Origin of the sequence: Micromonospora sp. NPDC047465, from assembly GCF_040643125.1 — a bacterium.
Classification (GTDB): Bacteria; Actinomycetota; Actinomycetes; order Mycobacteriales; family Micromonosporaceae; genus Micromonospora.
Map to the genome: position 1 here is coordinate 16988 of NZ_JBEYTP010000012.1, position 24098 is coordinate 41085.

The window sequence follows — 24098 nt, forward strand, 5'->3', positions numbered from 1 at the left end:
GCCACCGGCCACCCGCGCCGCAGCCCGGCCTGAGAGGATCACGGGGTGAGCGCGGACACCCCCGAACCCGACCGGCCCGGCCGCCGACCCGACGAGCCGGCCGCCCCGGCACCGGCAGCCCCGGCGGAGCCCGCCGCCCCGGCCGAGGACGCCCCCGCCGGCCCGTACGCCGCCCGGGAGGTCGACCAGCAGGTCGCGCGGGAGGCCGACCAGCAGGTCGCGCGGGAGGCCGGCCCGGACGTCGCGTGGGAGGCCGGCTCGTACGCCCCGCCGTCAGCGGACGCCGCGAGCCCGTACGACGGCCCCGGCGCGTTCCCCTACGGCGACCCGGGCGCCGCCTACGGAGTCGGCCAACCGGTGCCGCCCGCCGAGCCCGAGCTGCCGCGTCGCCGGGCGGTGCGGCTCGCGGCGGGCGCGGGGCTCGCGCTGACCGTCCTGGGGGTGCCGCTCGGGCTGCTCTGGGCCGCGCTCGCCCCGGACACCCCGGTGCTCAAGGTCCCCGACGGCGCGATCTACGCCGAGCCGCAGCCGGAGCAGCCGGTCGCCGCCGACGGCTGGTTCAGCCTGCTCGGGCTGGGCTTCGGGGTGCTCGCCGCGCTCGCGCTGTGGTTCGTGCTGCGCCGCGTGCGGGGGCCCGTCGGCCTGCTCGCCACCGTGCTCGGCGCGTTCGGCGCGGCGCTGGTCGCCTGGCAGGTGGGCCGGCGGATCGGGCTGGCCGGCTACCAGCGGCTGCTGGCGACCGCCCCGGACGGCCAGGCCTTCAGCAAGCCGGCGGACCTGCGGGCCGGCGGGATCGACCTGATCTTCGGCGTGCTGCCGGTGCCGCACGGCAACCTGCTGCTGCCCGCCTTCGGCGCGGCCGTGGCGTACACCCTGCTGGCGGGCTGGTCCCGCTGGCCGTCGCTGCGCCCGGAGCCCGAGCCCGGCGCGCCCGGGGTCAGTTGGGAGTCGGCGGGGAGGCCAGCTCCGCCAGCGGCACCGGAACCGCCCGCACCTGGCGCAGCAGCGCCGCCTCACGGTTGAGCAGCCGCAGCTCGGCGCGGAGCCGGGCGGCGGTGTCGTCGATGGCGAGCAGCCGCTGGCGGTCGGCCACCGTCAGCGCCGCCGTCGCGGCGACCAGGTGGGAGAGCACCGTCGGGTTCTCCGGCAACTGCTCGGACAGCTCCTCCGGGTCGGCCCGGATCAGCCCCAGGTACTGCCGGAAGACCGAGATCACCCGGGCGGCGAGCAGGTCGGCGACCTCGTCCGGCCCGTCCGGCTCCGGCAGCCACTCCACCTCCGCGGTGAGGTAGGGCGCGGCCTCGCGGTCGACGTCGGTGACGCGGAACCTGCGCCGGCCCACCGTGACGATGTCGAAGCCCCCGTCGGGGCGCTCGGTGACCTGCCGCAGCTCGGCCGTGCAGCCCACCTCGTGCAGGGTGACGTCGCCGCCGCCGGGCACCGGCCGGCCGTCGGGGGCGGTGGGGGCGACCTCCCAGCCGGCCTGGATGGCCACCACGCCGAACTCGCGTGGGGCGCCCTCGGGGAGCCCGACCAGATGCCGGACCAGGGCGCGGTAACGCTCCTCGAATATGTGCAGCGGCAGCACCAGGCCGGGGAAGAGGACCGTCCCGAGCGGAAATACCGGCAGCCGCGCAGTCACGCGTCGAGGGTAGCCCGATCCCGGCGCGGCGGCGTGTCCCGGCTCACCGTCCCGGCGTACGGGCGGCAGCGGTCGGCGTCCGGGCCGGCCGCCTAGACTCGCAAGGGTGTTGAACCGGATCGACCTGCGCGGCGGCGTCCGCGACCCGCGCCGCCTGCTGCCCCGTGCCCAGCTCGACGTCTCCGTGGCCGTCGAGAGGATCCGCCCGCTCGTGGAGGCGGTCCGGGAGCATGGTTACCCGGCGATCCGGGAGGCCAGCGAGCGGTTCGACGGGGTCTCGCCCGAGGTGCTGCGGGTGCCCGGCGAGGCGATCGCCGAGGCGGAGGGGACCCTCGACCCCGGGGTGCGCGCCGCGCTCCTCGAGTCGATCACGCGGGCCCGCAAGGTGCACGCCGACCAGCGGCGCACCGACCACACCACCCAGGTGGTGCCGGGCGGCACGGTGACCGAGCGCTGGGTGCCGGTCGACCGGGTCGGCCTCTACGTCCCCGGCGGCCTGGCGATGTACCCGTCGACCGTGGTGATGAACGTGGTGCCGGCCCAGGCGGCCGGGGTCCGCTCCCTGGTCGTGGTCAGCCCGCCGCAGAAGGACAACGGCGGCCTGCCCGATCCCCGGGTGCTCGCCGCGTGCGCCCTGCTCGGCGTCGACGAGGTCTACGCCGTCGGCGGCGCCCAGGCCGTCGCGATGCTCGCGTACGGGGCGGCCGTCGACGCCGGGGGCAACGCGCACTGCGACCCCGTCGACATGATCACCGGCCCGGGCAACATCTGGGTGACCGCCGCCAAGCGGCTGCTGCGCGGCGTCGTCGGCATCGACGCCGAGGCCGGCCCGACCGAGATCGCCATCCTGGCCGACGACACCGCCGACCCGGCGCACGTCGCGGCCGACCTGGTCAGCCAGGCCGAGCACGACCCCCTCGCCGCCAGCGTGCTGGTCACCCCGTCGGTCGCGTTGGTCGACGCGGTCGAGCGGGAGCTGGCCCGGCAGGTGCCGGCCACCAAGCACGCCGAGCGGGTCACCACCGCGCTGACCGGCGAGCAGAGCGGCGTCGTCCTGGTCGACGACCTCGACGCCGGGCTGCGGGTGGTCGACGCCTACGCGGCCGAGCACCTGGAGATCCAGACCCGGGACGCCCGCGAGTGGGCGCTGCGCGTGCGCAACGCCGGGGCGATCTTCGTCGGCGCCTGGTCGCCGGTGTCGCTCGGCGACTACTGCGCCGGCTCCAACCACGTGCTGCCCACCGGGGGCTGCGCCCGGCACTCCTCCGGGCTCTCCGTGCAGTCCTTCCTGCGCGGCATCCACCTGGTGGAGTATTCGCAGGAGGCGCTGCGCGAGGTGGCCCCGCACGTGGTCACCCTCGCAGGAGTGGAGGACCTGCCCGCGCACGGGCAGGCGGTCAGCGTGCGCTTCCCGGGGACGGCGTCGTGAGCGGGCTCGACGACCTGCCGATCCGGGACGACCTGCGCGGGCTCACGCCGTACGGGGCGCCGCAGCTCGACGTCGCGGTGCGGCTGAACACCAACGAGAACTCCTACCCGGTGCCCGAGCCGGTGGTGGACGCCATCGGCAAGGCCCTCGCGGCGGAGCTGCGCGACCTCAACCGCTACCCGGACCGCGACGCCGTGGCGCTGCGCGCCGACCTCGCCGGCTACCTGGGCCACGGGCTCACCGTCGAGCAGGTGTGGGCGGCCAACGGCTCCAACGAGATCCAGCAGCAGCTGCTCCAGGCTTTCGGCGGGCCAGGGCGTACCGCGCTCGGCTTCACCCCGGCGTACTCGATGCACCCGCTGCTGGCGCTCGGCACCGGCACGCGGTGGGTGCCGGCCCGGCGCGGCGTCGACTTCGGGCTGACCGCCGACGAGGCGGTCGCCCAGGTCCGCGCGCACGCCCCGGACGTGGTCTTCCTCTGCTCGCCGAACAACCCGACCGGCACGGCGCTCGACCCGGCCGTGGTCGCCGCCGTGCTGGACGTCGCGCCCGGCATGGTGGTCGTCGACGAGGCGTACGCCGAGTTCGCCCGCCCCGGCGCGGTCAGCGCGCTGGCGGTGCTGCCCGGGCACCCGCGGCTGGTGGTGACCCGGACGATGAGCAAGGCGTTCGGGTTCGCCGGCGGCCGGCTGGGCTACCTGGCCGCCGACCCGGCGGTGGTGGCGGCGGTGCAGCTGGTCCGGCTGCCGTACCACCTCTCGGCGCTGACCCAGGCCGCGGCCCGGGCGGCGCTGGCGCACCGCGACGCCCTGCTCGGCACGGTGGCCGCGATCATGCGGCAGCGCGACCGGATCGTGGCGGAGCTGCGGGGCCGGGGGCTGCGGGTCGCGGACAGCGACGCCAACTTCGTGCTGTTCGAGGTCGGGGGCGACCAGGCCGCCGCCTGGCGCACCCTGCTCGACGCCGGCGTGCTGGTCCGCGACGTCGGCCTGCCCGGCTGGCTGCGGGTCACCGCCGGCACCCCCGCCGAGACCGACGCCTTCCTCGCCGCCATGGAGAAGATCTAGTGGGAGTGCGAGGAGTGAGCTTGCGAGCCCCGCAGTCGCGACCGAGAGGCAGACAATGAGCCGGACCGCCCGGGTGGAGCGGATCACCAAGGAGACCAAGGTCCTCGTCGAGATCGACCTCGACGGCACCGGCCGCGCCGAGATCGGCACCGGGGTGGGCTTCTACGACCACATGCTGCACCAGATCGCCCGGCACGGCGGCTTCGACCTGACGGTGCGCACCGTCGGCGACCTGGAGATCGACGCCCACCACACGATGGAGGACACCGCGCTCGCCCTGGGCGCCGCGTTCGACCAGGCGCTGGGTGACAAGGCCGGCATCCGGCGGTACGGCTCCGCCACGGTCCCGATGGACGAGGTCCTCGTCCGGGCCGCGGTCGACCTCTCCGGCCGCCCGTACGTGGTGCACGACGAGCCGGCGCTCGCGCCGTACATCGGGCCGGTCTACCCGACCAGCATGACCCGGCACATCTGGGAGTCCTTCGGCCAGGCGGCCCGGATCACCCTGCACGTGGACGTGCTGCGAGCGGCCCGCCCGGGCGGGCACCCGGACGCCCACCACGTGGTGGAGGCGCAGTTCAAGGCCGTCTCGCGCGCGCTGCGCGAGGCCACCGCGATCGACCCGCGCGCCGCAGGCGCGATCCCCAGCACGAAGGGTGCTCTCTGATGGGCGCGAGGAAGGCGGCACGGCGGAGTCCCGCAGCCGCGGACGGAGGGCGGAGCTGATGGGCGGGGTCCTGCCGACGTTGCTGCTGATCCTGGCCGGTGTGCTGGTGGGCGGCACCTGGTCGCTGCACAAGCAGGGCGCGCCGCGCGGCGCGGTGGTCGTGACCGCGCTGCTCGCCGTGCTGGCCACGGCCGGCGGCGTGCTCTGGCTGCTGCCCGGGGACGTCTCGTGAGCCGGCGGCTCGGTGGCGGCATGAGCGAGCGTCAGCGAGCGAGTCATCAGTGCGGCGCCGTGGTGCCTCATGCCGCCACCGAGCGAAGCGAGGTGGCGGCATGAGCAACGTGGTGGTGCTCGACTACGGGTCGGGCAACCTGCGCTCGGCGGAGCGGGCCCTGGCTCGCGCCGGCGCGGACGTGACGGTGACCGACGACCTGACCGCCGCCGCCGAGGCGGACGGGCTGGTGGTGCCGGGCGTGGGCGCGTTCGCCGCCTGCATGGCCGGCATCGAGGCGCTCGGCGCCGGGCCGGTGATCGCGGAGCGCGTCGCCGCCGGGCGTCCGGTGCTGGGCATCTGCGTCGGCATGCAGGTGCTCTTCGAGCACGGCGACGAGCACGGCGTGGTGACCAAGGGCCTCGGGCTGCTCCCCGGCGGGGTGACGAGGCTGGCCGCCGACCGCCTGCCGCACATGGGCTGGAACACGGTGTCGGCGCCGGCCGGGTCGGTGCTCTTCGCCGGGCTGCCCGCCGACAGCCGGTTCTACTTCGTGCACTCGTACGCCGTCGGCGACCCGGGGGCGCTGGCCGCCGCCGGCGCCACGGTCACCACCGCCCACCACGAGACCGACTTCGTGGCGGCCGTGGAGCGGGGCGCGCTGTGCGCGGCGCAGTTCCACCCGGAGAAGTCCGCCGACACCGGTGCCGCGCTGCTGGGCAACTGGCTCGCCACGCTCTCCACCGGTGACTGAGCGCCCGTCCGCCTCCGCCCGTCGGCGGGGCACGTCGTGAGCAAGGAGCGGGCCCGTCGCCGGGCGGCCCGGGAGGCCGAGGCGGCCCGGGAACGGGGCGTCCGGGAGCGGCGGGCGGCCCGGCGGGCGCGCCGGCGGGCGCTGGTCCGCCGGATCACGCCCGCGCTGCGGCGGCGGCGTACCGGCCGGCTGCCCCGGCACAGCCGCGGCGAGCGCGCCGCTATCGTGCTGCTGACCCTGGCGGCGATGGTCCTGATCTGGTCGCTCGTGGACGACCTGGCGCTGCGGATCGCGCTGGTCGTGCTGTTGCTGCTCGTACTGCCGGCGATCGTGGTGATCGCCCTGGACCGTCGCACCTGACCCGAGGAGAAGAATCGTGAGCCTCACCCTGTTGCCCGCCGTGGACGTCGCCGACGGCCAGGCCGTCCGGCTCGTGCAGGGCGCCGCCGGCAGCGAGACGACGTACGGCGACCCACTGGAGGCCGCGCTGGCCTGGCAGCGGGACGGTGCCGAGTGGATCCACCTGGTCGATCTCGACGCGGCGTTCGGGCGGGGCTCCAACGCGCACCTGCTGGCCGAGGTGGTGCGCCAGCTCGACGTGAAGGTGGAGCTTTCCGGCGGCATCCGGGACGACGAGTCGTTGCAGGCCGCGCTCGGTACCGGCGCGGCCCGGGTGAACATCGGCACCGCGGCGCTGGAGGACCCGGTCTGGTGCGACCGGATCTGCGGCGAGTACGGCGACCGGGTGGCGATCGGGCTCGACGTACGGGGCCGTACCCTCTCCGCCCGGGGCTGGACCCGCGACGGCGGCGACCTCTACGAGGTGCTGGAGCGGCTGGACAAGGCCGGCGCGGCGCGGTACGTGGTCACCGACATCACCAAGGACGGCACCATGCGCGGGCCGAACCTGGACCTGCTGCGCGAGGTCTGCGCGCGCACGGACGCCCCGGTGATCGCCTCCGGTGGCGTCTCCACCCTGGACGACCTGCGGGCGCTGGCCACCCTGGAGCCGATCGGCGTGGAGGGCGTGATCGCCGGCAAGGCGCTCTACGCGGGCGCGTTCACCGTCGCGCAGGCGCTGGACACCCTGGCCGCGGCGTGACCGCCACCCGGCTCGGCTCCGGCGGCCCCTGGGAGTCCGTGTACGGCTACTCCCGCGTGGTCCGGGCCGGCGACCTGGCCTGGACCGCCGGGTGCACCTCCACCGTGGACGGCGTGGTCACCCACGTCGGGGACGCCGCGGCGCAGACCGCGCAGGCCCTGCGGATCGCCCTGGACGCGCTCGCCGAGGTCGGCGCGGCGCCCGGCGACGTGGTCCGCACCCGGATGTACGTCACCGACCGCGCGTACGCCGACGAGGTGGGCCGGGCCCACAACGCGGTCTTCGGCGCGGTCCGCCCGGCCGCCACGATGGTGGTGGTCGCCGGCCTGCTGGATCCGGACCACCTCGTGGAGGTGGAGGTGGAGGCGTACCTCGGCGACCGCTGAGCGTGGCCGGGGCATCCCGCTCCGGACGGCCGTGCGCGACCCGCCGTCCGGTCCTCGACCGACCCGGCCCGCCGGTGCCAGACTGACCTGGTGAACGGGGCGGCCGTCGGTCGGGACACGGTGGTCGACCGCGCCTGGCGGGCTCTGGACGAGGGCCGGTCGGTGCTGGTGGAGGGCCCTGCCGGGATCGGCAAGACGGTCGTGCACCGGGCGCTGCTGGCCGCGGCCGGCCGGGCCGGCTGGCTGGTGCTGTCCTGCGCGCCGACGGAGACGGAGGCGGCGCTGCCGTTCGCGGCGCTCGCCGACCTGCTGGCCCCGCTCGCCGCCCGGGTGCCCGAGCTGCCCGCGCCGCAGCGCGCGGCGCTGGGCGGGGTGCTGCTCGCCGGCGACGAGGTGGCGCAGCCGGTCGACGAGCGGACGGTGGGCGTGGCCACCCGGTCGCTGCTGGACGCCGCCGCCGACCCGGCCGCGCCGCGGCTGCTGGTGGCCGTCGACGACGCCCCCTGGCTCGACCCGCCGAGCGAGCGCGCGCTGCGGTTCGCGGTGCGCCGGCTGGTGCCCCGGGTCGCCGTCCTGGTCACCGCCCGCGCCGAACCCGCCGGGACGGAGCCGGCCCCGCTCGGGCTCGACCGCGGCGCCGCCGGCGCCCGGCTCGACCGGGTGGCCCTCGGCCCGCTCGGCGTGGGTGCGCTGCACCACGTGCTGCGCACCGAGACCGGGACGGCGCTGCCCCGGCCCCTGCTGGTGCGGATCGCCGAGGAGGCCGGGGGTAATCCGCTGCTCGCCATCGAGTTGGCCCGGGCGGTCCTGCGGATGCCGCAGCTGCCGGCGCCCGGTGCCGACCTGCCGGCCGCGCCCTCGCTGCGGCAGCTCGTCGCCGACCGGGTGGCCGCCCTGCCGCCGGACACCCGGCACGCGATCCGGCTGGTCGCCCTCTCCGGCCTGCCCACCGTGGCGGGGCTGGCCCGGGCCGGGGTCCCGGCGGCCGCCCTCGACCCGGCCGAGGAGGCCGGCCTGGTCGCGGTGCGCGGGGAGGAGGTCGTGTTCACCCACCCCGTCTACGCGGCCGCCGTCCGCGACGACGTGCCGACGGGGGTGCGCCGCCGGTTGCACCGCCTGCTGGCCGACACCGCGACCGACCCGGACGAGCGGGCCCGGCAGCTGGCCCGGTGCGTCGCCGGCCCCGACGCGGCGGCGGCGGCCGAGATCGCGGCGGCCGCCGCGCGCCAGCGCAGCCGGGGGGCGCCGGAGACGGCGGCCGGGCTGTACGACAGCGCGACCCGGCTCGCCCCGCCGGGCGCGCCCGGCGGGCACGCGCGGTGGCGACTGGCCGCCGCGGAGTGCCGGTTCGACAGCGGCGACTACCCGGCCGCGAAGGCGGCCGCCGACCGCGCGGCCGAGGAGCTGACCGGGCCGGCGCGCGCCGAGGCGCTGCTGCTGCGGGCGGTCGTCGCGTGGAGTTCCGACGAGCCGCCGGAGGCGGTCCGGGCGGCGGCCGACCGGGCACTCGAGGCCGCCCCGGCCGGCTCGTCGCTGGCGGGGCGGATCCACGCGCACCTCAGCCTGTTCCGGGACGCGCCGGACCCGGCCCGGCGGCACGCGGAGGCGGCGGTCGCCCTGCTGGCCGGCCGCCCGGACGACCGCCCGGTGCACGCCGCGGCGCTGCTGCTGCTCTTCTTCAACGAGGTGCGCGCCGGGCTGCCGGCCCGCGCCGACCTGCTGGACCGGGGGCTCGCGCTGGAGGGGGAGGAACCGTCCTGGCTGGCGGGCATCGTGCCGGCCGCCTGGTGGAAGGCGGTGGACGAGCACGGGCGGGCCCGCGACCGGCTGCACCGGATGCTCGACCGGGCGGTCGCCCGCGGCGACGAGCCCTCCCAGCACGAGCTCCTCTGCCACCTGGGGGAGACCGAGCTGCTCGCCGGGCGGTATCCGGCCGCCGCGGCGCACATCGCCGCCGCCCGCGAACTGGGCGAGCAGTACGGCAGCGACTCGGCCGGCGAACACTGGCTGGACGGGCTGCTCCACGCGTACCGGGGCGAGCTGGCCGAGGCCGCCCGCGTCGCCGAGGACGGGCTGCGCCGGGCCGCCGAGCTGGACGACCGTTGGCGGCGGCGGATCTACGCCCAGCTGGCCGGCTTCGCCGCGCTGACCGGTGGCCGGCTGCCGGCCGCCGCCCGGCACTACGGCGAGCTGGCCGCCACCGTCGACGAGCTGGGCCTGGTCGAGCCGATCGCCCAGCGCTTCGAGCCGGACTGGCTGGAGGCCTGTGTCGGCGCGGGTGACCTGGCCACCGCCGAGGCGGTGCTGGACCGGTTGGCCGCCCGGCACCGGCGGCTGCCCCGGCCGTGGACCACGCTGGGCCTGGCCCGCAGTCGGGCCCTGCTCGCCGGCGCGCGGGGCCGGGACCCGTCGGACGCCCTGGCGGAGCTGGCCGCCGCCCGGGCCGCGGTGCCCGCCGACGTGCTGCCCCTGGACCGGGCCCGTTGCCTGCTGGTGGCCGGGGTCGCGTACCGGCGGGTGCGGCGCCGCCGCGAGGCGCGGGAGGCGCTGGTCGCGGCGGCTGCCGAGTTTGAGGCGCTCGGGGCGGCGGCCCTGGCGGCCCGGGCCCGCGCGGAGGCGGGCCGCACCGGCGGCCGCCCGCCCGCGCCCCGCCAGCTCACCGGCACCGAACGCGAGGTGGCCCGGCTCGCCGCCGCGGGTCGCACCAACCGCGTCATCGCCGACACGCTGTTCATCAGCCCGAAGACGGTTGAGGCGAACCTCGCGCGGATCTACCGCAAGCTCGGGGTCGCCAGCCGTGCCGAACTCGGTGCCGCGATGGCCCGCGCGGCCGACGGCGAAGGATAGGGAAACACCCGATTACCCCGGCGTCGGGCGGGCCTAGCGTCGACGCATGGCCGCTCGACTCTTCGTCCTCGAACGCTACGACCGCGTTCCGGGGGAGTGCGCCGACGTGCCGGTCGGCGCGCTGAGCACCGGCATGACCCGGCTGCGGGGCGCGCTGCGGATCCCGGCCGACGACGTGGCGCTGGCGCTGGTCGAGGGGCCCGACGCGGAGACGGTGGTTGCGGTGGCCGCCGCCGCCGGCTGGCGCGTCGACCGGCTGGCCCCGGCCGAGTGGATCACCGCGCCGGACACCCCGGCGCGGTGGAGTGGAGGAGACCGACCGTGACCGTACCGAAGCAGATCCGTCGTCACCGGCGGTCCGTGCTGCTGCTGGCCGGGCTGCTCGCAACGGCCGGGCCGGTGGCCGGCTGCGGGGGTACGCAGGAGGCCCCGCCCGCCGCCGGTGCCGAGGCGACCCCGGAGGAGGTCGTCGCCGGGACCACGGCCGCCGAGCCCTCCCCGACGCCGGCGGCGTCGGCCCCGGATCCGTGCGCGCTCGTGTCCCGGCGGGAGGCCGAACAGCTCGCCGGCACCCCGCTGGAGGAGGGCCAGCCGGTGCGGGAGACCTGCACCTACACCGGGCCGACCAGCGGGCCGACGGCCCAGGTGGAGATCTTCGTGGGCGAGGGCGCGAGGAAGTTCCTGGACATCGAGCGGGACCTCGGCCACGAGCTGCGGCCGCTGGCCGGGGTCGGCGACGAGGCGTACGCGAGCCACGAGGCCGTCTTCGTGCACCGGTCGGGGGTCTGGGCGTCGGTGCGCCTGGTGCGGCTCAACGACCCGGCGGAGAATCGCGCGCCGCTGGAGCGGGTGGCCCGTACCGTGGCGGGACGGCTCTGAGCGGGTGGGCGGGATGCTCGTCCGGGCGTGAGGAGAGGCACCTTCCGGACACCTCCGGTGGGCAGGGAACCCGTGTCGACGGCGGTGGTCGGCCTCACAGGGCCGGTCAGCGCCGTCACCGGGAAGGATAGGCTCGCGGCATGACGGTGGCGGTACGCGTGATCCCGTGTCTGGACGTGGACGCCGGGCGGGTGGTCAAGGGGGTCAACTTCCTCGACCTGCGCGACGCCGGCGACCCGGTGGAGCTGGCCGCGGCGTACGACCGGGCCGGCGCGGACGAGCTGACCTTCCTCGACGTCACCGCCTCCTCCAGCGACCGCGGCACCATGCTCGACGTGGTCCGCCGCACCGCGGAGTCGGTCTTCATCCCGCTGACCGTCGGCGGCGGCATCCGGCAGGTCGCCGACGTCGACACCCTGCTGCGGGCCGGCGCGGACAAGGTCGGGGTGAACACCGCCGCGATCGCCCGCCCCGAGCTGATCGCCGAGATCGCCGACCGGTTCGGCCGGCAGGTGCTGGTGCTCTCGCTCGACGTGCGGCGCGCGCCGGCCGGCACCACGCCCAGCGGCTTCGAGGTGACCACCCACGGCGGCCGGCGCGGCACGGGGCTGGACGCGGTCGACTGGGCCCGGCGGGGCGCCGAGCTGGGCGCGGGGGAGATCCTGCTCAACTCGATGGACGCCGACGGCACCAAGGCCGGCTTCGACCTCGAACTCATCGGCGCGGTGCGCCGGGTGGTCGACGTGCCGGTGGTGGCCAGCGGTGGCGCGGGCGAGGTGGCGCACTTCGCGCCGGCCGTCGGCGCCGGCGCGGACGCGGTGCTCGCCGCCAGCGTCTTCCACTTCGGGGAGCTGACCGTCGCCGAGGTCAAGGACGCGCTGCGCGGCGCCGGCCACCCGGTCCGCTGACCGGGGCCCGGGTCGTCGGCCGGGGTCAGTCCGGGCGGGACCGGTTCTCCGGGGAGCGCCGGGGCGCCGGGATCGAGCGCACCACGTATTCCTGGACGGCCGCGGCGTGCTCCTCCTCGTCGAGGTGCCACTCCGCGCTGACCGGGGTGTGCCGCCGGCTGAGCACGCCCTGCACCGTGTCCACCGTCGTGGCCAGCCCGGCGCTCGGTCGGGTGCGCCAGAGCCGCTCACCGTCGGCGGTGATCCGGAACCAGCCGTCGGTGACGCTGACCAGCCCGGCTCCGACGAGGCGGCGGACCGCCGCCTCCACCTCGTGTCGCTCGGGGATCGCCTGGTTGAGGTGGTCGGCGGTGGAGAGCACGTCGGCGAGGCGCACGCCCTCGGGCCGGCGGCTGGACGCGGCCCGGCGGTGCCGGCCGGCACCGCTGGCGATCACCAGCGAGACGAAGATCCAGGCATCGGTCCAGCGCCAACCGTTCTCCCCCATGCCAGGATTCTGCCGGGCGTGGCGGCCGAAGGGAACACCGAGGACGGGCGGGCCTCCCGGAACAGGGGTCCGTGGCCGTCTGCGGACGAGGTCGCGCGGAGGGTCGGTCGCCGGGAGGGCCCGTCGCGGCGGAGCGGTCGGGTCGCCCGGAGCGGCGTGACCGTCCGGGCCGGGAGGGTCCGGGTCGCCGGGAGTCGTTCGCCGCGGTGGGACCGGTCAGGCCGCGGGGAGCGGCTCGACCCGGCCCGGGGGGGCCTCCGCCGGCTCGGGGACGGTGAACAGCGGCAGGAAGACCTGGGTCAGCGGGCCGATGGCGAGCGCGTAGGCGACCGTGCCGACGCCGACCGTCCCGCCGAGCAGCCAGCCGAGCGCCAGCACGGTGACCTCGATGACGGTGCGGACCAGCCGGATCGACCGGCCGGGCCGCCGGGCGACGTAGCCGGTCATCAGGCCGTCGCGGGGGCCGGGGCCGAGGCGGGCGCCGATGTAGAGGCCGGTGGCCGCGCCGTTGGCCACGATGCCGGCCACCAGCAGCCCGATCCGTACGCCGAGCGGCCCGCCGGCCGGCAGCAGGGCCAGCGTCGCGTCCACCACCAGCCCGATCACCAGGACGTTGCTCACCGTGCCGAGGCCGGGGCGCTGGCGCAGCGGGATCCAGAGCAGCAGCACCAGCGCGCCGACCGCGATGGTGACCGTGCCGAAGGAGAGGCCGGTCAGCTCGGCCAGGCCCTGGTGGAACACGTCCCACGGGTCGAGTCCCAGCCCGGAGTTGATCATGAGGGCCATGCTCACGCCGTAGAGGACGAGCCCCGCGTAGAGCTGGGTGAGTCGCCGCGCGGGGCGATGCCGGAGATTGCCAATTGCTGCCACCCATGCCACTCTAGGGTCCAATTGGCGGGATGGAAGAGCCAATATCGGAGGGGTGGCATGACGAGTCAGGTTCGGGGTGCGCAATTGGCTCGCCTTCTCGGCCAGTGGCATGCGCTTCCGGGCCGCCGCCGCAGCCCCGACTACGCCGCCCTGGCCGGTGCCGTGCGGGGCCTGCTCGCTGACGGCCGGCTGCCGCTGGGCGTACGCCTGCCGGCCGAGCGGGAGCTCGCCGAGGCGTTGAAGATCAGCCGAACCACGGTCACCGCCGCGTACCGGGAGCTGCGGGAGAGCGGCCACCTGGCCAGCCGGCGCGGTGCCGGCAGTTGGACCATGCTCCCCGGCACCCACCGGGTGGCGAGCACGGGCCTGTGGACCCCGCTGGACGACCGGGACATGATCGATCTCGGCGTGGCCGCGCTCGCCGCCCCGCCGGAGCTGCTGCCGGCCGCCCGGGCCGCCGCCGAGGACCTGCCGCGCTACCTGGGCGGCGCCGGCTACCACCCGACCGGGATCATCGAGCTGCGCGAGGCGGTGGCCCGCGCGTACACCGAGCGTGGCCTGCCCACCTCGCCCGACCAGATCATGGTCACCAACGGCACCCAGCACGCGCTGGACCTGGTGCTGCGCCTGTCGCTCGCGCCGGGCGGCAACGTGCTGGTCGAGGCGCCCAGCTACCCCAACGCGCTGGCCGCGCTGGCCGCCCGGCGCGCCCGGATCACCACCCACGGCCTCGCCGTCGAGGAGCCCGGGTGGGACGCCGACCTGCTGCTCGGCAGCCTCCGCCAGACCCGGCCCAAGCTGGCGTACCTGATCCCGGACTTCCAGAACCCGACCGGCCACCTGATGCCGGCGTCGCTGCGCGAGCGGGTGGTCGGCACCGCGCACGCCGTCGGCACCGACCTGGTCGTCGACGAGTCCTTCGTGGACCTGCCCCTGGACGGGACGGTGCTGCCCCCGCCGACCGCCAGCTTCGACCGGCACTCCCGCGTGGTCACCATCGGCGGGATGAGCAAGCCGTTCTGGGGTGGCCTGCGGATCGGCTGGGTGCGCGCCTCGGCCCCGCAGGTGCAGCGGCTGGCCGCCGCCCGGGTCGGCGTCGACATGGCCAGCCCGGTGCTGGACCAACTGGTCGCGGTCCACCTGCTCGCCGACGCCCCGGCCATCGTCGCCGCGCGTCGGGCGCAGCTCACCGCCCAGCGCGACGCGCTGCTGGCGGCGCTCGCCCAGCGCCTGCCCGAGTGGCGGGTCACCGTGCCGCACGGCGGCGTGACCCTGTGGGCCGAACTCGACGGCCCGATCTCCAGCGCGCTCGCCCGGGCCAGCGAGGAGGTCGGCGTACGGCTGGCGCCTGGTCCCCGGTTCGGCCTGGACGGCACGCTGGAGCGCTTCCTGCGGCTGCCGTTCACCCTGCCCGCCGGCGACCTCGTCGAGGCGGTCGGGCGGATCGCCGCCGTCCGGTACGACCTGGACCGCGGCGGCCGCCCGCAGTGGCGGGAACCGGCCGTCATCGCCTGACCGCCTCCCGACCGGCGGCTGCGCCCTGGTCGACCGGCGGCACCTGTGACGGTCGGTGACCCCGTGCCCGGCGGGCGCGGGGCCACCGACGCGGCGTGCTCAGAGTTCGGCGAGCGTGCCGGCGTACATCTTCTCGATCTCGGCGGTGAAGTTGCTCTCCACCCCGCTGCGCTTGATCTTGAGTGACGGGGTGATCTCGCCGTCCTCGATGGTCAGGTCGCGCGGCAGGATGGCGACCTTCTTGATCGTCTCCCAGCGGTTGAGCTTGGCGTTGAGCTCCGCGACGTATCCCTCGACCATGGCCTGCGCCTCGGGCGAGGCGACGATCTCGGCGTAGTCGCGGCCCTCCAGCGGGGTGCCGGCGGCCCAGCCCCTGATCGCGTCCGGGTCCAGCGTGACCAGCATCGTGCAGTAGTTGCGGGCCTGGCCGATCACCACCGCCTGGGAGGTGTACGGGCAGGTCGCCTTGAACATCCCCTCGATGTGCGAGGGCGCGATGTACTTGCCGCCCGAGGTCTTGACCAGGTCCTTCTTCCGGTCGGTGATCTTCAGGTAGCCCTCGGCGTCCAGCGTGCCGATGTCACCGGTGCGGAAGTAGCCGTCCTCGGTGAACGCGGCGGCGGTCTCCTCGGGCAGGTTGTGGTAGCCGCGCATGACCGGCCGGCCGCGGACGAGGATCTCGCCGTCGGTGTCGATCCGGCACTCCAGATCGCCCAACGCCTTGCCGACGGTGCCGATCCGCAGCCCGTCCGGCGGGTTGACGAAGTTGCCGGCGCTGGTCTCGGTGAGGCCGTAGCCCTCGGAGATCGGGAGGTTGGCGGCGGCGAAGAAGGTGGCGATCTCCGCGCTGAGCGGGGCGGCGCCCGAGACGAGCACCCGGATCCGGCCGCCGAGGCGGGCCTGGAGCTTGCTGAACACCAGCTTCTCGGCCACCGCGTACTTCAGCCTCAGCCCCGTCGGGACGGGCCTGCCGGCCTGCTCCAGGGCGACCCTCTCCTTGCCGACCCGCACGCCCCAGGCGAAGATCTTCGCCTTCGCGCCGCCGGCGTCCTGGGCCGTGGTGACCGCCTTGTTGTAGACCTTCTCGAAGACCCGCGGCGCGCCGCACATCAGCGTCGGCCTCACCACCGCGAGCAGCTCGACCAGCTTGTCCACCCGCCCGTCGACGTACGTCGGCAGGCCCACGTGGATCACCCCGCAGAGCAGCGTCTTGCCGAACGAGTGGGACAGCGGGAGCCAGAGGTACTGCAGGTCGTCGTCGCGGAGCAGCCCCAGCTCGGCCTGCGCCACGCCCTCCCAGCACCAGCCGCCGTGCAGCAGCTCGACGCCCTTCGGGCGCCCGGTGGTGCCGGAGGTGTAGATCAGGGTGGCCAGGTGGTCGGGGCCGATCCCGGCGACCAGCATCTCGATCAGGTCGGGCTCGGCGGCCAGCGCCCGGGTGCCCTGCTCCTCCAGCTCGGCGAGGGTGAGCTGGGGGACGGCGGCGGACGGGTCGGCCGCGCCGTCGAAGAGCACCACGTGGGTCAGGGCCGGCAGGTCGGCTCCGGCGATCTTGGCGGCCTGGGCCGGGTTCTCGGCGAACAGCACCCGGGAGCCCGAGTCGGCGATGATGTAGGTCGCGTCCTCCGGCTCGGTGGTCGGGTAGACGGTGGTGGTCGCGCCCCCGGCACACATGATGCCGAGGTCGGCGAGCACCCATTCGAGCCGGGTGTTGGCCAGGATCGCCACCGGATCCTCCTGGCCGACGCCGAGCCCGTGCAGCCCGGCGGCGACCGCCTTGGCGCGGCGGGCCACCTGCGCCCAGGTCAACCAGACCGGCCCCGAGTCGTCGGAAGCCGGGTGGGCAAAGGCGTCGCGGTCGGGGGACGCCGCCACGCGCTTGAGGAACATGTCCGGGATGGAGCGGTACGGTACATCGAGAGCCATCGCTGTAGCCGCCTTCGGGGGTGGAGGCGTGACGGTCGTCACGTCAGTATTCGTTACCGAAGAGTATTGCCTGCACCCCGGGCGTCGGCCAGCCCCGGTCGATCACGGCTGGGCCACGTCCCGGGACCTGGAACACCCTCAGGCGTACCGGGCGGCCCGCAGCGACCAGTCGTAGGTGGCCCGGATCCAGTTGCGGCGGGCGAGCACCGCCGGTCGCAGGCCCTCGTCGCCGGCGGCCAGCAGGGCCGACTCCGTGGCCAGGTAGGCCGCCAGGGACTCGTTGAACCGGTCGGCCGCCGCCCGCAGAGCCGACGGCTCGTCGCCGCCGGTCCGCCCGGCGGCGATGACGGCCACCAGGTTGTGGCCGTCCGGCTGGGCGAGGCTCTCCTTGCCGTACGAGAAGACGTCGTTGCACCAGCAGACCAGGTCGGCGGCGAGCAGGTCGAGCGTGACCAGCGTGGGCTCGGCGCGGGCGGCCGCCCCCGGCCGACCGCCGGCGGCCAGTTCGGTGAGGGTGAAGCTGGGGTGGACCGCGCCGGTGTGCCGGCGCATCTGGACGTACTCCGCCAGCTCCGGCACCCGGCCGTGCTCGCGGTTCGCGGCCTCCCAGAGCAGCGCCAGCAGGTACTCCCGCACCTGGCTGGTGAAGCGCAGCAGCACCGCCGGCGTCCCGGCGGCGCGCACGCGCCGGCACAGGTCGGCCAGCGCGTCGCCCAGCGGGCCGGCGGCGCCGGCGGGCGCCACCGGGTCGCCGTGCCGGTCCAGCACGTCCAGCATGGCGGCGACGGTCGGTGCCAGCCGGGTGGGGCCGTCGCCGAGGCCGTCCTCGTCGCAGGCGTCGTCCATCACGAACAGCCAGGAGATCAGGTCGGCGAGCAGCCGCAGCCGGTCGACCGGCCCCTCCGGGCAGGCCCGACCGGCGAGGCCGGCGGCGTCGGCCCGGCGCAGCCGGTGCAGTCGGTGCCCGTTGGCGATCAGGCCGTGGCCGAGCACCCACTCGGTGCTCTCCTGTGCCACCTGATCGGTGGCGTCGTGCCGGCGCGCGGGAAAAGGGGGTTCCCGCAGCGCCGAGAGCGCGAAGGTCCGCATGGCGCCCCCTGTCGCGCCGCCCCCGGGCGGGACGGCGCGGGACAGCGTACGGGAGAGGGGATCGGCGGCGGTCATTGGGGAGCCGTCCCGCCGGCGAGACGGTGACCGCTTCCGTACAGTCCGTTACATGCCCAGGTGGGTGTTGCGCAGCCGGTCGGCCAGCGCCGTCGGCCCGTCGATCTGCACCCGGGCCACCCGCTGCCGACCGGAGAGGAAAAGGACCAGTTCGCCGGGTGCCCCGACCACCCGGACGGGTTCGCCGCCCCGGCCGACGGAGAGTGCGCCGTAGCCCGGCGCCTGCACGAAGACGTCGGCCGGGAACCGGCGCAGTGCCAGCCGGGCCAGCCCGGCGGCGCGCGTCCACAGTGCCGCCTGGAGCCGGGCCGCCAGGTCGCGCGGGAGCCAGCCCGGGCGGGCGCGGCGCACGTCCTCGTGGTGGATGAAGAACTCCATCGTGTTGGCCAGCTCGTCGGTCACCGGGTTGCTGACCGGGCTCCACACCGGTGGCCGGCGCACCTGCTCGACGAGGCGGGGCCAGGGGCGCGCCGCGATGTGCCGGCGCACCCGCTCGGCGTACCCGCGCAGGGGTCGCAGCAGGATGCCGCCGGCGGCATCCGGGCGGCGCTCGCGCAGCACCAGGTGGGCGGCGAGGTCGCGGGTCGTCCATCCCTCGTTGACCGTCGGGGCGTCCGGTCCCAGCGTGAGCATCAGGTCGGCGAGCGCCTCGCGCTCCGATCGGGCGTACCGCGGCATGGCATCGATCGTAGGCGTGGACGCCCGGGTCGGCGCGCCGGCGCGGCGGGTCGGCCGTGACGGCGGACATAGCGGCCCGGGGCGGCGGAGCTGGCCCCGACCGGTAAGGATGAGGGAGATAATTGCGGCTTACGGCGGGGGAGAGCGTGGCGAGCAGGACAAGTCGGGACGTGCTCGGTCGGGGGTTGGCCGTCCTCGGGGTGGCCATCCGGGAGCAGCCGCGGATCTTCGCGGTCGCGGTGACCGGCAGCGTGCTCTTCGGCGCCATGACGGTGGCCAGCGCGTTCGTGGTGGGCGCGGTGGTGGGCGACGTGGTGGTCCCGGCGATCGAGCGCGGCTCGGTCGGGGTCGGGGCGCTCGCCCTGGCCGCCGTCGCGCTGTTCGGCATCAGCGTGTTGCGGGTGGCCGGCATCTTCGGCCGCCGGCTCGGCGCGGGTTACATGCAGTACCGCCTCCAGGCCGCCTACCGGCGCCGGGTCACCCGGCGCTACCTGGAGCTGCCGCTGTCCTGGCACCACCGCAACGCCACCGGCACCCTGCTGTCCAACGCCAACTCCGACGTCGAGGCCGCCTGGCACCCGATCGCCCCGCTGCCGTTCGCGGTCGGCACCCTGGTGATGCTGGTCGGCGCGGTGGCCTCGCTCTTCGCCACCGACTGGGCGCTGGCCCTGGTCGGCCTGGCGGTCTTCCCGGCGCTCTTCGCGCTCAACGTCGCCTACTCCCGCCGGATGGCCCCCCGTCAGGCGCGGGCCCAGCGGCTGCGCGCCGAGGTCAGCGGCATCGCCCACGAGAGCTTCGACGGCGCGTTGGTGGTCAAGACGATGGGCCGGGAGGCCCAGGAGACGGACCGGTTCGCCGCTCGCGCGGGCGAGCTGCGGGACGCGCTGGTGTCGGTGGGGCGGCTGCGCGGCGTCTTCGACCCCGTGCTGGAGACCCTGCCCAGCCTCGGCACCCTCGCGGTGCTGGTGGTCGGCACGTTCCGGCTGCGGCAGGGCGCGATCAGCGTCGCCGAGCTGGTCAGCGTCGCCTTCCTCTTCACCGTGCTGGCCTTCCCCGTCCGGGCCATCGGCTGGGTGCTGGCCGAGCTGCCGCGCAGCGTCGCCGGCTGGGACCGGGTCCGCCGGGTCCTCGACGCCACCGGCGAGATGCCGTACGGCGACACGACGCTCGACCCGGCCGACCCCCGCCCCGCCCCCCTCACCTTCGCCGGCGTCCGGTTCGGCTACGAGCCCGCGGAGGCGCACCTGCCCGGCACGGAGGTGCTCGGCGAGGTCTCCTTCACCGTGCCCGCGGGGAAGACCGTCGCCCTGGTCGGGCCGACCGGCGCCGGCAAGTCCACGATCGCCTCGCTGGCCGTGCGGCTGGTCGACCCCCGGGCCGGCACGGTCGCCCTGGACGGGGTGGACGTGCGCCGGCTCACCGCCGCCTCGCTGGCCCGCACCGCCGCGCTGGTCGCCCAGGTGCCGTTCGTCTTCGACGACACGGTGCGGGCCAACATCACCCTGGACCGGCCGGGCATCGACGACGACGACGTCTGGGCCGCGTTGCGGCTCGCCGAGGCGGACGGCTTCGTCGCCGCACTGCCCGACGGCCTCGACACGAAGGTCGGCGAGCGGGGCACCTCGCTCTCCGGCGGCCAGCGGCAGCGGATCACCCTGGCCCGCGCGCTCGCGGGCCGGCCACGGCTGCTCGTCCTCGACGACGCGACCAGCGCCGTCGACCCCCGCGTGGAGGCGGCCATCCTGGCCGGGCTGCGGTCCTCCGCCGGGGAGCCCGGCGCGCCGGCCGCGTCGATCCTGGTGGTCGCCTACCGGCGGGCCACCATCGCGCTGGCCGACGAGGTGGTCTACCTGGAGCAGGGCCGGGTGGTCGCCCGTGGCACGCACGCCGAGCTGCTCGCCACCGTGCCCGGCTACGCCGACCTGGTCACCGCCTACGAGCAGGCCGAGGTCGACCACGCCAAGGACGAGACGTACGACGAGGTCGCCCCGCTGAGCTCGGGCCTGGAGATCGAGGTGGACCGGTGAGCGCGAGGAGTGCGGCGGAGCGGAGCCCCGCAGTCGCGAACGAAAGGCGGGCCCGGTGAGCGCGAGGAGTGCGGCGGAGCGGAGCCCCGCAGTCGCGAACGAGAGGCAGGCCCGATGAGCGCGACCACGACCGAGCGCAAGGCGGAGTCGGCCGAGACGGCCGAGGTGACCGAGACGACCTGGCGGACGCTGCGGCGGGGCCTGGCGCTCTCCCCCGAGCTGCGGGTCGGCCTCGCCGGCACGCTCGGCCTGGCCCTGGTCTACATGGTCGGCCGGGCGGCCGTGCCGGTGGCCGTGCAGCAGGGCATCGACAACGGCATCGTCGGCGGTCTCGACCTGACCGTGGTCTGGACGGTGGTCGCCGCCACCGCCGCCGTGCTGGTGGTGACCACGGTCTGCGGCTACCTGATGATGCGCCGGCTGTTCACGGTCAGCGAGACCGCGCTGGCCAACGTGCGGGTACGGGCGTTCCGGCACGTGCACGACCTGTCCATGCTGCACCAGCAGTCCGAGCGGCGCGGTTCGCTGGTGTCGCGGGTGACTAGCGACGTCGACCAGATCACCCAGTTCCTCCAGTGGGGCGGCGTGATCCTGGTGATCAACCTCGGCCAGCTGGTGGTCACCACGCTGGTGATGCTGGCGTACTCCTGGCAGCTGACCCTGGTCGTCTACGCCGCCTTCCTGCCCGCCGTGCTCGTGATCCGGGTGCTCCAGCGCCGCCTCGCCGGGGCGTACGGGGTGGTCCGGCAGCGCACGGGAGCGCTGCTCGGCGCGATCGGGGAGAGCGTGGTCGGCGCGCCGGTCATCCGGGCGTACGGGATCGCGGGGCGCACCGCGCGTCGGCTCGACGAGGCGATCGACGGCCAGCGGCGGGCGCAGCAGCGGGCGATCAGGATCAGCATCCTGGGTAGCTCCGTCGGTGAGCTGGCCGCCGGGCTGGCCCTCGCGGGCGTGGTGGTGCTCGGGGTGACCCTGGGCGCCGACCGCACCCTGAGCGTCGGCGAGGTGACCGCCTTCCTCTTCCTGGTCACCCTCTTCATCCAGCCGGTGCAGATCGCCACGGAGGTGCTCAACGAGGCGCAGAACGCCATCGCCGGCTGGCGCCGGGTGCTGGACGTGCTGGACGTCGCGCCGGACGTCGCCGACCCCGGCGAGCAGGGGCGCGAGCTGCCGCCCGGCCCGCTGGACATCCGCTTCGCGGGGGTGGGCTTCGCCTACCCGGGCGGCCCGCCCGTGCTGCACGGGATCGACGTGGAGATCCCGGCGAAGAGCCGGGTGGCGGTGGTCGGCGAGACCGGCAGCGGCAAGACCACGTTCGCCAAGCTGCTGACCCGGCTCATGGACCCGACCGCCGGCCGGGTGCTGCTTTCCGGGGTGCCGCTGGAGCAGGTCCGGTTCGCCTCGCTGCGGTCGCGGGTGGTGATGGTGCCGCAGGACGGTTTCCTCTTCGACGCCACGGTGGCGGAGAACGTGCGCTTCGCCCGCCCCGAGCTGACCGACGAACAGCTCGCCGCGGCCTTCACGGAGTTGGGTCTGGCCGACTGGCTGGAGGGGCTGCCGGCGGGCCTGCGCACCCCGGTGGGGGAGCGGGGCGAGGCGCTGAGCGTGGGGGAGCGGCAGTTGGTCGCGCTGGCCCGCGCGTACGTGGCCGACCCGGACCTGCTGGTGCTGGACGAGGCGACCAGCGCGGTGGACCCGGCCACCGAGGTGCGGCTGCAACGCACCCTGGACGCGGTGACGCGGGGGCGGACGACCCTCGCCATCGCGCACCGGCTCTCCACGGCGCAGTCCGCGGACGAGGTGATCGTGGTGGACCGGGGCCGGATCGTGCAGCGCGGCCCGCACGACGAGTTGGTCCGCGACCCGGAGTCGGTCTACGGCCTGCTCTACGCCTCGTGGCTGGAGCAGACCCGCTGACCCGATCCCGCTGGACGTCTCCGAACCGGTGCTCTAGTCTCCGGGTTAGGTAAGCCTAACCAAAGGAGGTCGTGCCATGCGGCCCAGCCCGGCGGAGATCGTCCGTACCCTTGTCGCGGGCCGGTTGCCCGGCATCGCCCACGTCGCGCACCGGCCCGGCCCGCACCAGGTCCGGCACGTGACCGACCCGGACGGGCGGGTGCTGCTGCTGGTGCCGGTGGTCAGCGACCTCGCCGCCGCACTGCGGCCCGCCGACGGCGAGTCCGACGTGGCGTTGGTGCTGGACGTGCTCGACCTGCCGCCCGCCGCGGGCGCGCCGAGCCTCGGCCGGGCCTGGGTCTCCGGCTGGGCGACCCGCCTCGAGGGCGCGGAGGAACGCCGGGCCGCGCTGGACTTCGCGGCGGTCGAGCCGACCGGCGACCTGCTCGACGTCGGCACCCGGTTCCGGCTGCACCGCTTCGAGGTGGTGGAGGCCCGCTGGGAACGCGCCGACGCCGTGCGCCGGATCGACCCCACGGCGTACGCCGAGGCCGAGCCGGACCCCCTGCACGCGGTCGAGGCCGGGTTGCTGGCCGACCTCGCCGAGCACCACGCGGCCGAGGTGGCCGCCTACCTGCGGCGGCAGCTCGGCCTGGCCGACAGCGCCCCGGACGCCGCGCCCCGGGTGGTCCGGATCGACCGGTACGGCCTGCTGGCGGACCACGGCCGGCCCGGCGCCCGCCGGCGGGCCCGCCTGGCGTTCCCGCGCCCGCTCGACGGCGAGGAGGAGCTGGCCCGCCTCCTGCACCCGATGCTCTGCCGCCACGCCGCCTCCCGGCACGCCGACCACCCCTGAGCCCGCCGCGTCGCCGGGTCCGGGCGACCAGACCTGAGCCCGCCGCGTCGCCGTGGTCCCGCCGGCCGCGGCTGGCCCGCCGCCGGGTGCCGCCCGGCCGGCCGGGGTGCCGGCGCGGGTCAGCCGGCGAAGACCTCGGCGAGGTCGCCGGTCAGGTAGCGCTGCACCGTCGGGCCGACCGCCGCGACGAGCGTCTCCGGGGCGGCCGAGGCGACCGGCTCCAGCCGGACCACGTGCCGCATCATGGCCAGCCCGATCATCTGGCTGGCCACCAGCGAGCCCCGCAGCGGCAGCTCGGCCGGGTCGGCGTCGAGCTGGTCGAGGACCTTGCGGAGCACCTGGCTGACCAGGAACTCCCGCAGCAGGCGGGCGGTCCACTCGTTGCTCACCGCCGAGCGCAGCAGGGCCACCCCGGCGGTGCCGGCCGGGGAGTCCCAGACGCCGAGGAACGTGCGGACCAGCCGCTCCCCGAGGCCCTCCCGGTCCCCGGCGAGCACCTTCGGCAGCAGCTCGCCCGGGTCGACCGGCGCGTGCATCGCGGCCAGGAAGAGCTGGTCCTTGCTGCCGAAGTAGTGGTGCACCAGCGCCGGGTCCACCTGCGCGGCGGCGGCGATGGCCCGGATCGAGGCCCCGTCGAAGCCCCGCTCGGCGAAGGCGGCGCGGGCGGCCCCGAGGATCGCCATCCGGGTGTCCGGGTTGCCGGGTCGCCGTCCGGTCCGCCGCGCCATCGCCGCCCTTCGCTCGTCGTCGTCCGCCGCCGGTCCCAGCGGGGGCGGGTGCCGGTGGC

General features: G+C 76.1%; 24 protein-coding genes. 17 read left to right on the plus strand and 7 right to left on the minus strand.

Annotated elements, in window-relative coordinates; translation table 11 throughout:
* Positions 1–45 precede the first annotated feature (45 nt).
* Positions 46–1023: a DUF2567 domain-containing protein gene (locus ABZ793_RS13680; RefSeq protein ID WP_357456626.1), complete on the plus strand. Its 978-nt coding sequence runs from the start codon at positions 46–48 to the stop codon at positions 1021–1023.
* Here the strand turns inward: ABZ793_RS13680 and ABZ793_RS13685 are convergent.
* Positions 938–1642 carry an LON peptidase substrate-binding domain-containing protein gene (locus ABZ793_RS13685; RefSeq protein WP_357456628.1) on the minus strand — a complete coding sequence of 235 codons (705 nt, stop codon included), beginning with the start codon at positions 1640–1642 and terminating at the stop codon, positions 938–940. The genes ABZ793_RS13680 and ABZ793_RS13685 overlap by 86 nt on opposite strands.
* A gap of 106 nt (positions 1643–1748) precedes the next feature.
* Between ABZ793_RS13685 and hisD the strand changes: the two genes are divergently transcribed.
* The 12 genes from hisD to hisF all read left to right on the plus strand — a co-directional run bounded on the left by hisD (position 1749) and on the right by hisF (position 11892).
* Positions 1749–3071 (plus strand): histidinol dehydrogenase, encoded by a 1323-nt coding sequence (hisD, locus tag ABZ793_RS13690; protein ID WP_357456630.1) that lies wholly within the window; start codon positions 1749–1751, stop codon positions 3069–3071.
* Positions 3068–4138, plus strand: coding sequence for a histidinol-phosphate transaminase (locus tag ABZ793_RS13695; protein ID WP_357456632.1), 1071 nt, complete (start codon positions 3068–3070; stop codon positions 4136–4138). Before hisD ends, ABZ793_RS13695 begins: the two co-directional genes overlap by 4 nt.
* A gap of 55 nt (positions 4139–4193) precedes the next feature.
* On the plus strand, positions 4194–4805 hold the full coding sequence (gene hisB, locus ABZ793_RS13700) for an imidazoleglycerol-phosphate dehydratase HisB (RefSeq protein WP_088999256.1): 612 nt from the start codon (positions 4194–4196) through the stop codon (positions 4803–4805).
* A gap of 58 nt (positions 4806–4863) precedes the next feature.
* Positions 4864–5037: a hypothetical protein gene (locus ABZ793_RS13705; protein WP_357456635.1), complete on the plus strand. Its 174-nt coding sequence runs from the start codon at positions 4864–4866 to the stop codon at positions 5035–5037.
* A gap of 100 nt (positions 5038–5137) precedes the next feature.
* The gene (hisH, locus tag ABZ793_RS13710) at positions 5138–5770 is read left to right on the plus strand and encodes an imidazole glycerol phosphate synthase subunit HisH (protein WP_357456637.1); all 633 of its coding nucleotides are present in this window, start codon (positions 5138–5140) and stop codon (positions 5768–5770) included.
* Positions 5771–5806: 36 nt separating this feature from the next.
* Positions 5807–6130, plus strand: a complete 324-nt coding sequence (locus tag ABZ793_RS13715) for a hypothetical protein (protein WP_357456639.1) — start codon at positions 5807–5809, stop codon at positions 6128–6130.
* A 16-nt stretch (positions 6131–6146) separates the two neighbouring features.
* Positions 6147–6872 carry a bifunctional 1-(5-phosphoribosyl)-5-((5-phosphoribosylamino)methylideneamino)imidazole-4-carboxamide isomerase/phosphoribosylanthranilate isomerase PriA gene (gene priA / locus ABZ793_RS13720; protein ID WP_350709329.1) on the plus strand — a complete coding sequence of 242 codons (726 nt, stop codon included), beginning with the start codon at positions 6147–6149 and terminating at the stop codon, positions 6870–6872.
* Positions 6869–7258, plus strand: coding sequence for a RidA family protein (locus ABZ793_RS13725; protein WP_350709327.1), 390 nt, complete (start codon positions 6869–6871; stop codon positions 7256–7258). The genes priA and ABZ793_RS13725 overlap by 4 nt, the downstream gene beginning before the upstream one ends.
* A 90-nt stretch (positions 7259–7348) precedes the next feature.
* Entirely contained in the window at positions 7349–10105 is a 2757-nt protein-coding gene (locus ABZ793_RS13730) for an AAA family ATPase (protein ID WP_357456642.1), read from the plus strand.
* A gap of 46 nt (positions 10106–10151) precedes the next feature.
* Entirely contained in the window at positions 10152–10430 is a 279-nt protein-coding gene (locus tag ABZ793_RS13735; RefSeq protein WP_357456644.1) for a hypothetical protein, read from the plus strand.
* The gene (locus ABZ793_RS13740; RefSeq protein WP_357456646.1) at positions 10427–10984 is read left to right on the plus strand and encodes a hypothetical protein; all 558 of its coding nucleotides are present in this window, start codon (positions 10427–10429) and stop codon (positions 10982–10984) included. The genes ABZ793_RS13735 and ABZ793_RS13740 overlap by 4 nt, the downstream gene beginning before the upstream one ends.
* A 140-nt stretch (positions 10985–11124) precedes the next feature.
* On the plus strand, positions 11125–11892 hold the full coding sequence (gene hisF, locus ABZ793_RS13745; protein ID WP_357456648.1) for an imidazole glycerol phosphate synthase subunit HisF: 768 nt from the start codon (positions 11125–11127) through the stop codon (positions 11890–11892).
* 25 nt (positions 11893–11917) lie between these two features.
* Here hisF and ABZ793_RS13750 read toward each other — a convergent pair whose 3' ends face one another.
* On the minus strand, positions 11918–12379 hold the full coding sequence (locus ABZ793_RS13750) for a hypothetical protein (protein WP_350709318.1): 462 nt from the start codon (positions 12377–12379) through the stop codon (positions 11918–11920).
* 216 nt (positions 12380–12595) lie between these two features.
* Positions 12596–13249, minus strand: a complete 654-nt coding sequence (locus ABZ793_RS13755; protein WP_357456651.1) for a hypothetical protein — start codon at positions 13247–13249, stop codon at positions 12596–12598.
* Between the two features lie 57 nt (positions 13250–13306).
* Between ABZ793_RS13755 and ABZ793_RS13760 the strand changes: the two genes are divergently transcribed.
* A complete protein-coding gene (locus ABZ793_RS13760) occupies positions 13307–14764 on the plus strand; it encodes a PLP-dependent aminotransferase family protein (protein ID WP_357456653.1) in 1458 nt (485 codons plus the stop codon).
* 99 nt (positions 14765–14863) lie between these two features.
* Here the strand turns inward: ABZ793_RS13760 and ABZ793_RS13765 are convergent, their stop codons facing one another.
* From ABZ793_RS13765 to ABZ793_RS13775, 3 genes are all read right to left on the minus strand, one after another.
* Positions 14864–16690, minus strand: a complete 1827-nt coding sequence (locus tag ABZ793_RS13765; protein WP_357456655.1) for a long-chain fatty acid--CoA ligase — start codon at positions 16688–16690, stop codon at positions 14864–14866.
* 138 nt (positions 16691–16828) lie between these two features.
* On the minus strand, positions 16829–17779 hold the full coding sequence (locus tag ABZ793_RS13770; RefSeq protein WP_357456657.1) for a terpene synthase: 951 nt from the start codon (positions 17777–17779) through the stop codon (positions 16829–16831).
* Positions 17780–17902: 123 nt separating this feature from the next.
* Positions 17903–18532 (minus strand): TIGR03085 family metal-binding protein, encoded by a 630-nt coding sequence (locus ABZ793_RS13775; protein ID WP_357456659.1) that lies wholly within the window; start codon positions 18530–18532, stop codon positions 17903–17905.
* 146 nt (positions 18533–18678) lie between these two features.
* Here ABZ793_RS13775 and ABZ793_RS13780 point away from each other — a divergent pair, with 146 nt between their 5' ends.
* The 3 genes from ABZ793_RS13780 to ABZ793_RS13790 all read left to right on the plus strand — a co-directional run bounded on the left by ABZ793_RS13780 (position 18679) and on the right by ABZ793_RS13790 (position 23311).
* Positions 18679–20559, plus strand: coding sequence for an ABC transporter ATP-binding protein (locus ABZ793_RS13780; RefSeq protein ID WP_357456661.1), 1881 nt, complete (start codon positions 18679–18681; stop codon positions 20557–20559).
* Positions 20560–20673: 114 nt separating this feature from the next.
* Positions 20674–22476, plus strand: coding sequence for an ABC transporter ATP-binding protein (locus ABZ793_RS13785; protein ID WP_357456663.1), 1803 nt, complete (start codon positions 20674–20676; stop codon positions 22474–22476).
* A gap of 76 nt (positions 22477–22552) precedes the next feature.
* A complete protein-coding gene (locus tag ABZ793_RS13790) occupies positions 22553–23311 on the plus strand; it encodes a DUF2470 domain-containing protein (RefSeq protein WP_357456665.1) in 759 nt (252 codons plus the stop codon).
* Between the two features lie 119 nt (positions 23312–23430).
* On the opposite strand, the gene ABZ793_RS13795 is transcribed toward ABZ793_RS13790, so the two are convergent.
* A complete protein-coding gene (locus ABZ793_RS13795; RefSeq protein WP_357456667.1) occupies positions 23431–24039 on the minus strand; it encodes a TetR family transcriptional regulator in 609 nt (202 codons plus the stop codon).
* Positions 24040–24098: the final 59 nt, after the last annotated feature.